The organism is Amycolatopsis sp. ATCC 39116, assembly GCF_000231075.2.
Taxonomy (GTDB): domain Bacteria; phylum Actinomycetota; class Actinomycetes; order Mycobacteriales; family Pseudonocardiaceae; genus Amycolatopsis_E; species Amycolatopsis_E tucumanensis.
Window position 1 is genome coordinate 56134 of sequence record NZ_AFWY03000031.1, and the last position, 12349, is coordinate 68482.

Below are 12349 nucleotides of genomic sequence, written 5' to 3' on the forward strand. Positions count from 1 at the left end.
TCCCTGCTGGCCGGTGGTCGGCGGTCCTCACCCGTGCCTCAGCGCGCGACCGCGGCACGCTTGCGGGACAGCGCGTCGACGGCTGCCGCCACCAGAAGGACCAGGCAGGTGATGATGTTAACCGTAGCCGCCTGGAACCCGAGCAGGCCGAGGCCGTTCTGGACGGTCGCCAGCACCAGACCGCCGATCACCGCGTCGCGCAGCCGCCCGCGGCCGCCGAACAGCGACGTGCCACCGATGACCGCCGCACCGACGGCGAACAGCAGCGTGTTGCCGCCACCGGAGTTGCCGTCCACCGCGCCGACCTTCGAGCTGTAGACGATGCCGCCGATCGCCGCGACCGCCGAGCAGATCAGGAACACGCTCATCCGGATCTTGTCGACCTTGATGCCCGCGCGCCGCGCGGCCTCCTTGTTGCCGCCGACCGCGTAGATGTGCCGCCCGTAGCGGGTGCGGTCCAGCACGAACGTGCCCGCCACCAGCAGCACCAGCACGATCGGGACGACGTAGGGCACGCCGGCGATCGTGGTCAGGTTCGGGTTGGGCGAGCGGTTGGTGTTGAGCAGGTAGGTCGCGACCGCGCCGAGCACCAGCACCGCGCCGGCCTTGACGACCACGATCGTCGTCGGCTGCGCCACCAGTCCGCGCCGCAACCGTCCGAAGTGGCGGGTCAGGACCACCGCGGCGTAGCCGCCGGCGGCGACCACGAACATGATCCAGCCGCCCAGGATGGACAGGTTGCCGTTGGCGACCTGGTAGAGCACGTCGCTCTGCCGGATGGAGATCGTGCCGCCCTCGCCGACCAGCTGCAGCAGCAGCCCGTACCAGCCGATGAACAGCGCCAGGGTCACCACGAACGACGGGATGCCGATCTTGGCCACGATGGTGCCGGTCAGCGCGCCGATGACGACGCCGACGCAGATCGCCAGCACGATCTCGATCCACGGGTTCGCGGCGAACCCGGCGAGCATGAACACCGGCACGACGAGCGAGAGCACCGCGCCGATCCAGACGCGCATCCACACGCACAGCGCGGCCGCCACGATCGAACCGACGATGAAGCCGTAGAACACGGTGCTGCCGAAGTTGCCGAGCAGGTTGCCGTCCTGGGTGAAGTGCAACGCCATCACCGACGCGGCCAGGCCGGACGCGGTGCCCGCGGACAGGTCGATCTCGCCGAGCAGCAGCACCGGGACGATGCCCATCGCGATGATGGTCTGCCCGGCGCCCTGCGCGAACAGGTTCGCGATGTTGTTCAGCGACAGGAAGGTGTCCGACAGCCCGGTGAACACCAGCACCAACACCAGCAGGCCGAGCAGCGCGGGCAGGGCGCCCAACTCGCCGCCGCGCAGGCGCCCGAAGTAGTCGCCGATGGCTTCGCGGGTGGACCGCGAGGTGGTGTCGATGCCGAAGTCCGAGATCGCCGCCGGGGGCTGGCCCGAGCCGGGCTTCGTGGGGGTTTCAGTCATGGCCACTTCTTTCCTCACACGGCCGCGGTCTCGGGGCGGGCCAGGCCGAGGTCGCCGGACCGGCCCGCGGTGATCAGTTCGACGACCTGGCTGTTCGTGACGTCCTTGGTGGCGACGTCGGCGGCCAGCCGGCCGAGGTAGAGGGTGGCGATCCGGTCGGCCACCTCGAACACGTCGTTCATGTTGTGGCTGATCAGCACCACGCCGAGGCCCTGCTCGGCCAGGCGCCGCACCAGGTCGAGCACCTGCCGGGTCTGCGCGACACCGAGCGCGGCGGTCGGCTCGTCGAGGAGCACGACCTTGCTGTTCCACAGCACCGCCTTGGCGATCGCGACGGTCTGCCGCTGCCCGCCGGACAGCGACGACACCGGCGTGCGGACCGACTTGACGGTGCGCACCGACAGCGACGCCAGCGTCTTGCGCGCGGCCAGCTCCATCGCCGCCTCGTCGAGCAGACCGCGCTGGTTGCGCTCGCGGCCGAGGAACATGTTCTGGACGATGTCGAGGTTGTCGCACAGCGCGAGGTCCTGGTAGACGACCTCGATGCCGAGGGCGGCCGCCTCGCGCGGGTTGTGGATGTGGACCGGCTTGCCCTCGAAGAGGACCTCGCCGCTGTCGATCGGGTGGATGCCCGCGATGCACTTGACGAGCGTGGACTTCCCGGCGCCGTTGTCGCCGACCAGCGCGGTGACCTCCCCCGCGCGCACCTGGAAGTCCACGTCGTGCAGGACGTGCACCGGCCCGAAGCTCTTGTTGACGCCTCGCAGCGCGAGGACGGGCTCGTTCATGGAAGAACCTCCGCTATCCGTGGGAGACACGCGTGGAGGGGACGCGCGGTCCGGGGTTTCCGGGCCACGCGCCCCCCAGGCGACGCGTGCCGTCAGGAGATGCCCAGCTGCTGGCAGACCGGGGCGGTGTCGCCGCCGCAGATCTCGCTCGCCTTGACGTAACCCTGGTCGACCACCATCTTCACGTTCTCCTTGGTGATGGAGAACGGCTGCAGCAGCACCGACTTGACCGTGCGGTTGCCGGTGGGGTCGGTGGAGGTCTGCTTGGCGATGGCGTCGGCGCCCGCGGTGTCGCCCTTGACCAGCGCGGCGGCCAGCTGCGCGGTGGCGTCGGCCTCCTGCTGGATCGGCTTGAACACCGTCGAGTACTGCTGGCCCTGCAGGATCGACTTCAGGCCGGCGGCGCTGGCGTCCTGGCCGGTGACCGGGACCGAGCCGGCGAGGCCGTTCTTCTGCAGCACGGTGATCACGGCGCCGGCCATGCCGTCGTTGGCGGCCAGCACACCGTCGACCTTGCCGCCGTTGGCGGACAGGAACTGCTCGAAGGTCGCGCCGCCGACCGCGTTGTCCCACTTGTCGATGCGCTGGCTGGCGACCTTCTTCAGCGCGCCCGAGCTGTAGAGCGGGCCGAGGATCTCCTGCTGCCCGTTGTAGAACAGGGTCGCGTTGTTGTCCGTCGGCGAGCCCTCGATCTCGATGACCTGGGCGCCCGGCTTGTTCTTCAGCGCGTCCGCGAGCGCCTGGCCCTGCAGGCGGCCGACCTGGACGTTGTCGAAGCTGACGTAGTAGTCGGCGCTGCCACCGAGGTTGAGGCGGTCGTAGTTGATGACCGGCACGCCCTGCTGCTTGGCCTTCTGCTCGACCGTGGCGCCGACGTCACCGCTGGGCGCGGCGATGATCAGGACCTTCACGCCCTGGCTGAGCATGCTGTCGGCCTGCTGCGCGAACCGCTGGTTGTCGCCCTGGGCGTTCTCGATGATCGGGCTGAGCCCGGCCTTCGTGAGGGCCGACTGGAGCATCGGCTGGTCGAACCCGGCCCAGCGGGCCGAGGTCGCGGTCTCGGGCAGGATCACGCCGACCTTCGGGCCGCCGTTGTCCGACCCGCCGCTCCCACCGCTGTCGTTGTTGGCGCTGTTCGCTCCACACGCGGTCAGCGCCAGGACGAGCCCGGTGCCCGCGGCGGCCAGCGCGAGGGTCTTTCTCCGCTTCATTGCGTCCCCTTGGCAGGAATGTTGTGACTCACAACATTTGAATGTTGTGGCCGACAACATACGTCGTGACCGCGTGTGAGGGGAAGCCCGATCCGACACGTTCCGGTAACAAAAGGGCCGCGATCCTCAAGTCGCGGCGGAAGCGGGACGAACGGCGGCGGCACGTTGCCCGAAAGGGACGTCCTCGCTGCTCAGACGGCCAGGAGCGGGCGCAACCACGCCCGGGGCGAGAACGGGGTGGCTCAGCCGAGCCAGGAGGCGAACTCGTCACGGAGCGGCACACCGGCGGCGCGCTCCGCGTGCGCGATGAAGTCCTCGGTGGTGACGGTGCCGTGTGCGTGCCCGGCCACCCAGGTCCGCAGCAGGCCGAAGAACACCTCGTCGCCGACCCGGCCGCGCAGCTCGTGCAGGACCAGGCCGCCGCGCTTGTAGACCTGCTCGTCGAACAGGCGCGCCACGCCCGGGTCGCCGATCGCGACGTCGGTGCCGACGCGGGACCGCCAGTCGCGCGCCAGCGCCTCCGCGGACGGGCCGCCGGAGGCCTCCGACCACAGCCATTCCGCGTAGGTCGCGAAGCCCTCGTTGAGCCAGATGTGCCGCCAGCCTGCGACGGTGAGGCTGTTGCCGAACCACTGGTGCGCCAGCTCGTGCACCACCAGCCGCTCGAACGTGCGCCGGCCGTCGACGTGGTTGGCGCCGAAGATCGCCATGCCCTGCGCCTCGATCGGGTCGTCCAGGTCGTCGTCGGTGACCACCACGACGTACTCGCCGAACGGGTACGGCCCGAACCACTCCGTGAGCCCGCGCATCATCTCCGGCTGGCGGCCGAAGTCGTGCGCGGCCGCGGCACGCAGTCGCCGCGGCACCGCGATCCGTTGCACCCCATCGAGAACCAGCTCGTCGTACCGTCCGATCTGGACACTCATCAGGTACGGCGCCGTCGGCTCGCGCCGCTCGAACACCCACGTCGTCGCACTGCCCCCGGCGCGGCGGGTGACCAGGTCGCCGGTCACCAGCACCGTGTAGGCCGACGCGGTGGTCAGCGACACCCGGTAGGTCGCCTTGTCCCCCGGCCGGTCGTTGCACGGGAACCAGGACGGCGCCCCGGTCGGCTGGCTCGCCACGAGCGCGCCGTCGGTCAGCTCGTCCCAGCCGATCTCGCCCCACCGGCTCGCCACCGGCCGCGGGTTGCCGGAGTAGCGCACCTCGACGGTGAACTCGCCGCGCACCGGCCGCACCGGGCGCACCACCAGCTTGCCGCCGCGGTGGGTGAACTTCGCGGTCCGCCCGTCCACGCGCACACCCTTGACCGTGAAACCGGCCAGGTCGAGCGGGATCCGGCTCAGCTCGCCCGCGGCGACCGCGGACAGGGCCGCCCGCGCGCTCAGCCGGTTCGGCCCGATCTTGTAGTCCAGCTCCAGGTCGTAGTGCGTGACCCGGTAGTCGTCGCTGCCGTGGCCGAGCGTGTAGTCGGCGCGGCTCACGCCCGCCACGCCGCGATCGGGTTGCCCAGCCAGCGGCTGTCGGCCGGGACGGCGTCGCCGCGGGTCACCAGGGAACCCGGGCCCACGGTGGTGCGCGCGCCGACGCTCGCACCGGGCAGCACGATCCCGTGCGGGCCGACGGTCGCGCCCTCGGCCACGGTCACCTCGCTCATGCGCATGATCCGATCATGGAACAGGTGGGTCTGCACGACACACCCCCGGTTCACGGTCGCGCCGTCGCCCAGCCGCACCAGGTCGGTCTCCGGCAGCCAGTACGTCTCCAGCCACACCCCGCGGCCGATCTTCGCGCCCATCGTGCGCAGCCAGCACGGCAGCAGCGGCGTGCCCGCGCTCCAGCTCACCAGCCACGGCACCGCGAGCGTCTCGACGAACGTGTCGGCCAGCTCGGTGCGCCACACGAACGAACTCCACAGCGGGTGGTCCACCGCCCGGAACCGCCCGGTCAGCGCCCACTTCACCGCGGTGGTCACCACCCCGGCCACCAGACCGGCGACGACCAGCACCACCGGCGCGGCCACCGCGGCCACGAGCAGGCCCGCCGCCGACCACACCGCCGCCAGCGCGGCCAGCACGAGCACCGCGAGCGCGACCGCGCACATCACCGGCACGATCCGGCACAGCTCGACCGCCGCCCGCGCGGCCTTCAGCCGCGGCGGCGGCGCGAACGTGCGGCTGGAGTCGGCCGCCTCCACCGCGCGGCGCAGCGGCATCGGCGGCATGCCCAGGTACGACGAGCCCTTCTTCGCCTTGCGCGGCGCCGAGGACAGCACCCCGACCAGACCGCGCTTGGGTACCGCGCGCCCGGCCGCGGCCATGCCGGAGTTGCCGAGGAACGCCTGCTTGCCGATGCGCGTCGGCGCGACGTGCAGCCAGCCGTGGCCCAGCTCGTAGGTGGCGACCATGGTGTCGTCGGCGAGGAACGCGCCGTCGTCGACCTGCGTCATCCGCGGGACCGCCAGCACGGTCGAGACCTCCGCGCCACGGCCGACCTTCGCGCCCAGCAGCCGCAGCCACACCGGCGTGAACAGGCTGGCGTAGAGCGGGAACAGCACCTGGCGGGCCAGGTCCATCAGCCGCTCGGTGGCCCACACCTGCCAGGCGATCCGGCCGTGCACCGGGTGGTAGCCCTCGTGCAGGCCCAGCCCGAGCAGCCGCACGGACACCAGCACCAGCAACGCGTAGGTGCCGAACGCGGCCACCGTCGCCACCGGCACGGCGAGCAGCGCGGCACGCAGCGCGGCGCCGATCGTCGTGGTCCCCCCGACCGCGGCGCCCAGCACCAGCAGGCCGGGCACGGCGGCGAGCACCGGGAACAAGCCGAGCACGAACGAGGCGGCCCCGTAGGCGAAGGCCCAGAACCGCGACCGCGGCGGGCGGCTGGACGGCCAGCGCAGCGCGCCCTTGCCGTCGCGGCGCGCGGGCGAACCCGCCCAGCGCTGGCCCGCGGGCACCGCGCCCAGCACGGTCGACCCGGCGGCGATCTCCGCGCCCTTGCCGATTCGCGCGCCGGGCAGCAGCACGCTGCGCGCGCCGACGCGGGCGCCCGCGCCGATCCGGATCTTGCCGATGTGCACGACGTCGCCGTCCACCCAGTGCCCCGGACAGGTCGACCTCGGGCTCCACCGCCGCCGCGCGGCCCAGCTTGAGCAGGCCGGTGACCGGCGGCGGCGTGTGCAGGTCGACGTCCTTGCCGACCTTCGCGCCCAGCGCGCGGGCGTACAGCGTCATCCAGCTCGCGCCGGAGATCCCGGCGGCGCCTGCGGCCTCGGCGAGCCGCTCGGCCGCCCACAGTCGCAAGTGGACCCGGCCGCCGCGGGGGTGCGCGCCGGGGCGCACGCCACGCAGGAGCAGCCGCGCGCCGCCGGCCGCGATGGCGATGCGGCCGGGCGGGCTGAACAGCACCAGCCAGGCCAGCGCGAGCGACCACCACGGCACGGACGGCGCCCACGCGACGCCGGTCATCGAGAGCACAGTGGACAGTGCGGCGAGCGCGGTCAGCCAGCGCAGGCCGGTCAGCGCGAGCACCGGCAGCCCCAGCACGGCCTGCACGGCCCCGGCCCGCCGCGGAACCGGGCGGACGTCGCGCCGCCGCTCGGTTTCCCCGTCGAGGCCGTCGAGCAGCGCGGCGAGCTGGCCGAGCTTCGGATGGCGGTAGAGGTCGGCGACCGAGACCCGCGGGTGCCGGGTGCGGATGCGCGCCACCAGTTGCGCGGCGGTGAGGCTGCCGCCGCCGGAGGTGAAGAAGTCGGCGCCCGGATCGGTCACCGGCACGCCCAGGATCTCCGCCCAGCCCTCGGCGAGCCACGACTCGGTCGGCGTCAGCGCGGCGGCACTGTCCACAGTGGCCAGCGGCCAGGGCAGCGCGGCGCGGTCGACCTTGCCCGAGGTGCGGGTCGGCAGGTCGCCGACCACCGCGAGCAGCGGCACCAGCGCGGCGGGCAGTTTTTCGCGCAGCTGAGCCGAAGCGCCGTCGGTGTCGAACTCGCCCTGCGGCACCACGTACCCGACGAGAACCTGGTTGCCCGCCTTGGTGGTGCGGATCGCCGCGGCGGCCCCGGCGACGCCGGGCAGCGCCTGCAGCGCGGCGTCCACCTCGCCCAGCTCGATGCGGCGGCCGCCGAGCTTGATCTGCTCGTCGGCGCGGCCGAGGAACACCAGGCCCGCCGGCTCGGCGCGCACCAGGTCGCCGCTGCGGTAGGCGCGTTCCCAGCCCAGCGCGGGCAGCGGCGCGAACTTCTCCGCGTCCTTCACCGGATCGAGGTAGCGGGCCAGGCCGGCGCCGCCGATCACCAGCTCACCGGACTCCCCCATCGCCACCGGCTCACCGGCGGCGTCCACGACCACGAGGTCCCAGCCGGCCAGCGGCAGCCCGATCCGCACCGGGCCCTCCCCGGTCAGCGGGGCGGCGCAGGCGACCACGGTCGCCTCGGTCGGCCCGTAGGTGTTCCACACCTCGCGGCCCTCGACGGCGACCCGTTCGGCCAGCTCCGGCGGGCACGCCTCGCCGCCGAAGATGAGCAGCCGCACGTCCTCCAGCGCCTCGGCCGGCCACAACGCGGCCAGGGTCGGCACGGTGGACACGATCGTGATGCGCTGCGCGACCAGCCACGGCCCGAGGTCGACGCCGGTGCGCACGAGCGCACGCGGCGCGGGCACCAGGCACGCGCCGTGCCGCCAGGCCAGCCACATCTCCTCGCACGAGGCGTCGAAGGCGACCGACAGCCCGGCCAGCACGCGGTCACCGGGGCCGATCGGCTCCTCGGTGAGGAACAGCCGGGCCTCGGCGTCGACGAAGGCGGCCGCGGAACCGTGGCTGACCGCCACGCCCTTGGGCTTGCCCGTCGAACCGGAGGTGAAGATGATCCACGCGTCGTCGTCCGGCGCGGGCACGCCGGTGCGGCGGCCGGGCTCGGCGAGCATCGTCAGCCCGTCGTCCATCAGCACCGCGCACACGCCGGCCTCGCCGAACACCAGCTCGGCCCGCTCGTCCGGGTCGTCGGCGTCCACCGGCACGTAGGCCGCGCCCGCGGCGAGCACGCCCAGGATCGCGACGTAGAGGTCGGCGGTGCCGGAGGAGATCCGGACGCCGACGCGGTCGCCGCGGCCGACGCCCTCGGCGGCGAGCCGCCTGCGCAGCGCCTGCGCCTCCTCGGACAGCCTGCGGTAGCTCAGCACCCGCTCGCCGTCGTCGAGCGCGGCCGCGTTCGGGTGACGCGCGGCGGTGTCCGCCAGCACGTCCAGCAGCGTGCGCCGCGCCGCGGCCGGACCGCCGGGGAACAGGGCCCGCTCCGGGGTCAGCACCCCGGGCAGCGTCGGATCGAGAACGGGCGCGCCCATGGAGTTCACCTTCCGCCAGCGTTCGGGCCGGAACTCGCGAAAAGTGTGAGGCGCCCGCGCGGGACGATCACTCTACCCGAGGTGAACGGCAGGTGGCCGGGCGGTCTCACCGGGGTGTCGCCGCCGTCACACCTCGTTGCGTCACTTGCCCTTCTTGCCGGGCCGCGGCTTCTTTTCCCGCACCCGCACGTTGATGCGCACCGGGCTGCCCGCGAAACCGAAGCGCTCGCGGAACTTCCGCTCGATGAAGCGGCGGTACCCGGCCTCGAGGAACCCGGTGGTGAACAGCACCAGCGTCGGCGGGCGGATGCCGGCCTGGGTCGCGAACAGCACCTTGGGCTGCTTGCCGCCGCGCACCGGCGGCGGGGTGGCCGCGATCAGCTCGGACAGCCACGAGTTCAGCTGCCCGGTCGGGACCCGCTGGTCCCACGAGGCGAGCGCGGTCCGCAGCGCCGGCGCGAGCTTGCGCACCGAACGCCCGGTGAGCGCGGAGATGTTGACCCGCTCGGCCCAGGTGACGCGCACCAGGCCGCGGTCGAGCTCCTTCTCCAGCTGGTGGCGGCGGTCCTCGTCGACGAGGTCCCACTTGTTCAGCGCCAGCACGCACGCGCGGCCGGACTCCACGACGGACGTCAGCACGCGCAGGTCCTGTTCGGACAGCGGCTCGCTGGCGTCCAGCAGGACGATGACGACCTCGGAGGAGTCGATGGCGGCCTTGGTGCGCAGCGACGCGTAGTACTCGGTGCCGCTCGCGGTGTGCACCCGCTTGCGCAGGCCCGCGGTGTCGACGAACCGCCACACCTGGCCGTCCAGCTCCACCAGCGAGTCGACCGGGTCGACCGTGGTGCCCGCGACCGAGTCCACGACGGACCGCTGCTCGCCGGTGAGCTTGTTGAGCAGGCTGGACTTGCCCACGTTCGGCTTGCCCACCAGCGCGACGCGGCGCGGCCCGGCGACGGCCTCGCGCTCGCGCGGGGCCTCGGGCAGCACCTTGATGATCGCGTCGAGCAGGTCGCCCGAGCTGCGGCCGTGCAGGGCGCTCACCGCGTGCGGCTCGCCGAGGCCGAGCGACCACAGCGAGGCCACGTCGGCCAGCAGCCGCTCGTCGTCGACCTTGTTGGCCGCCAGCAGCACCGGCCGCTTCGACCGGCGCAGCACCTTCGCCACGGCCTCGTCGGTCGCGGTCGCGCCGACCGAGGCGTCCACCACGACCAGCACCGCGTCCGCGGTGTTCATCGCCAGCTCGGCCTGCGCCGCGACCGCGGCCTGCAGCCCGGTCGCGCTCGGCTCCCAGCCGCCCGTGTCGACCACCGTGAACCGGCGGCCGGACCACTGCGCGTCGTAGGCCACCCTGTCCCGGGTCACGCCGGGCGTGTCCTGCACGACCGCCTCGCGGCGGCCGAGGATCCGGTTCACCAGGGTGGACTTGCCCACGTTCGGGCGCCCGACGACGGCCAGCACGGGCTGGCTCAGCTCGGCTTCCTCCTCGGACGCCGCGTCGTCGGCCTGGCTGTCGAGCGCGGTGAACTCCGCCTCGTCCGACCAGGTCCCGTCAAGCTCCGTCATAACTCCGCTTTCTTCCCGCGCACGGGCTCGCCCTGCGCTGCACGCCATTCGTCGAGGGTGCGGACCAGGCCCGCGAGTTCGTCCCGCAGCCGCCCGGTCGCCTCGTCCAGCCCGGCCCGGCCGCGGCCGACCTCGAGCGTGAACGGCTCACCCACCAGGATGTCGACCCGGGGCCGGAACCGCCGCCCGCTGCCCGCGGGACGCCGCGTCCCGCGCACCGCGATCGGCAGGACCACCGCGCCGGAGGCCCGGACCAGCCAGGCCGCGCCGCGCTCGGCGCTGGTGACATCGCCCTCGCCGCGGGTCCCCTCCGGGAACACCGCGACGACTCCGCCGCCCTTGAGCACGTTCGCCGTGGTCAGCAGGGGCGCCCGGTCGGGCTCACCCCGGCGCACCGGCACCTGGCCGATGCGCCGGAGGAACCACCCGACCGCCCCGGTGAACATCTCCTCCTTGACGAGGAACACCGAACGGCGCGGCAACATTCCGAAGATGATCTGCGGCTCGACCATCGAGCTGTGGTTGGCCACCACCAGCACCGGCCCGGTCTTGGGCACCCGCTCGAGGCCGCGGATCCGCAGCCGGTATGCCGGCTTGAACAGGTGCGTCCCGACGAACCGGGCGGCGTCGTGCAGCCGGGCCGACGCGCCGTCCGGCAGACCGGCAGGGCTCACCGCGTTACCTGCGCGCACGTGCCCAGCAGCCCGCGCTGGCCGGCCAGCTCGGACAGGGCGACGAGCACCTGGTCGATGGACAGCTCGGTGGTGTCCAGGTGCACCGCGTCGTCGGCGGCCTTCAGCGGCGCGACCGCGCGCGTCGAGTCGAGCCGGTCCCGCCGGTCGACCGACGCCAGCGCCTCGGCCTGGCTGCTCTGCCGCCCGGCGGCGGTGTCCTGGGCGCTGCGGCGCGCGGCCCGCACCGCCGGGTCCGCGGTCAGGTAGACCTTGAGCGGGGCGTCCGGCGTGACGACGGTGCCGATGTCGCGGCCCTCGACGACGATGCCGCCGACCTCGTCCAGCACCTCGCCGATGATCCGCCGCTGCCGCGCGACCAGCAGCTCACGCACCTCGGGCACCGCCGAGACCGGCGACACCGCGTGGTTGACCTCGGCGCCGCGGATCTCGGCCGCCACGTCCTCGCCCGCCAGGTGGACGCTCGGCGCCGAGGGGTCGGTGCCGAGCACGAAGTCGGTGGTCCGGGCCAGTTCGGCGACCGCGGGGCCGTCGGCCGGGTCGACGCCCGCGCGCAGCACGGCCAGCGTCACCACCCGGTACATCGCGCCGGTGTCGAGGTAGCCGGCCGACAGGCGCCCGGCGAGCTTGCGCGCCACCGTGGTCTTCCCGGTTCCCGAGGGTCCGTCCAGAGCGACCACGCCGCGTAGGGCTCCCGCCACCGATGCTCTCCTCGCCGTCTCGATCGGTCCGTACCTGCGGTTCTCCATTGTGCCTGGCCCACCCGGTGACGGCCGCACCGGTACCGTGGCGGTGTGAACGTGGAAGTAACGCCCCTACCGGGCATCGGTGTGCGGAAGGACTTCGCGACCCGGAACGGACGCCGCATCGGCGTGGTCACGCACCGGGACGGGCAGATCGAGCTGATCGTGTCCAAGTCCGACGACCCCGACGCGTGCCTGGCGTCCCTGCCCCTGACCGCCGACGAGGCCGGCGCGCTGGCCAACCTGCTCGGCGCCCCGCAACTGGTCGCGCAGCTCACCGAGGAGCACCGCGAGGTCCCCGGGATCAACACCAAGCAGCTGCCCATCAAGGCGAACTCCCCGTTCGACGGCCGCACCCTCGGCGACACGGCGATGCGCACCCGGACCGGCGTGTCCGTGGTCGCCGTCATGCGCGCCGGCCAGGTGCACCCTTCCCCCACCCCGGACTTCACGTTCACCGCCGGTGACGTGCTGGTCGCGGTCGGCACGTCGGAAGGCCTGGAGGGCGCCCTCAAGATCCTGAAGAACGGCTGAGCCC

At 73.2% G+C, this 12349-nt stretch carries 8 protein-coding genes and 1 pseudogene; 1 reads left to right on the forward strand and 8 read right to left on the reverse strand.

The genetic code is table 11. The annotated features are described in order from the left end of the window. Window positions 1-38: 38 nt before the first annotated feature. From AMY39116_RS0326470 to cmk, 8 genes and pseudogenes are all read right to left on the reverse strand, one after another. On the reverse strand, window positions 39-1469 hold the full coding sequence (locus AMY39116_RS0326470; RefSeq protein ID WP_020420633.1) for a sugar ABC transporter permease: 1431 nt from the start codon (window positions 1467-1469) through the stop codon (window positions 39-41). A 14-nt stretch (window positions 1470-1483) separates the two neighbouring features. Then, window positions 1484-2257, reverse strand: coding sequence for an ATP-binding cassette domain-containing protein (locus tag AMY39116_RS0326475; RefSeq protein WP_017982028.1), 774 nt, complete (start codon window positions 2255-2257; stop codon window positions 1484-1486). Between the two features lie 92 nt (window positions 2258-2349). After that, complete coding sequence (locus tag AMY39116_RS0326480) at window positions 2350-3468, reverse strand: sugar ABC transporter substrate-binding protein (protein WP_020420634.1); 1119 nt, start codon at window positions 3466-3468, stop codon at window positions 2350-2352. Between the two features lie 242 nt (window positions 3469-3710). After that, window positions 3711-4961: a M1 family metallopeptidase gene (locus tag AMY39116_RS0326485; RefSeq protein ID WP_020420635.1), complete on the reverse strand. Its 1251-nt coding sequence runs from the start codon at window positions 4959-4961 to the stop codon at window positions 3711-3713. Beyond that, a pseudogene (locus tag AMY39116_RS43595) lies at window positions 4949-8810 on the reverse strand (Pls/PosA family non-ribosomal peptide synthetase). Before AMY39116_RS43595 ends, AMY39116_RS0326485 begins: the two are co-directional and overlap by 13 nt. A 141-nt stretch (window positions 8811-8951) precedes the next feature. Further along, the gene (gene der / locus AMY39116_RS0326495) at window positions 8952-10376 is read right to left on the reverse strand and encodes a ribosome biogenesis GTPase Der (RefSeq protein ID WP_020420640.1); all 1425 of its coding nucleotides are present in this window, start codon (window positions 10374-10376) and stop codon (window positions 8952-8954) included. After that, window positions 10373-11050 (reverse strand): 1-acyl-sn-glycerol-3-phosphate acyltransferase, encoded by a 678-nt coding sequence (locus tag AMY39116_RS0326500; RefSeq protein WP_020420641.1) that lies wholly within the window; start codon window positions 11048-11050, stop codon window positions 10373-10375. Before AMY39116_RS0326500 ends, der begins: the two co-directional genes overlap by 4 nt. Next, complete coding sequence (gene cmk / locus AMY39116_RS0326505) at window positions 11047-11748, reverse strand: (d)CMP kinase (protein ID WP_020420642.1); 702 nt, start codon at window positions 11746-11748, stop codon at window positions 11047-11049. Before cmk ends, AMY39116_RS0326500 begins: the two co-directional genes overlap by 4 nt. Before the next feature lie 114 nt (window positions 11749-11862). Here cmk and AMY39116_RS0326510 point away from each other — a divergent pair, with 114 nt between their 5' ends. After that, window positions 11863-12345 (forward strand): cation:proton antiporter regulatory subunit, encoded by a 483-nt coding sequence (locus tag AMY39116_RS0326510; protein ID WP_026153076.1) that lies wholly within the window; start codon window positions 11863-11865, stop codon window positions 12343-12345. Window positions 12346-12349: the final 4 nt, after the last annotated feature.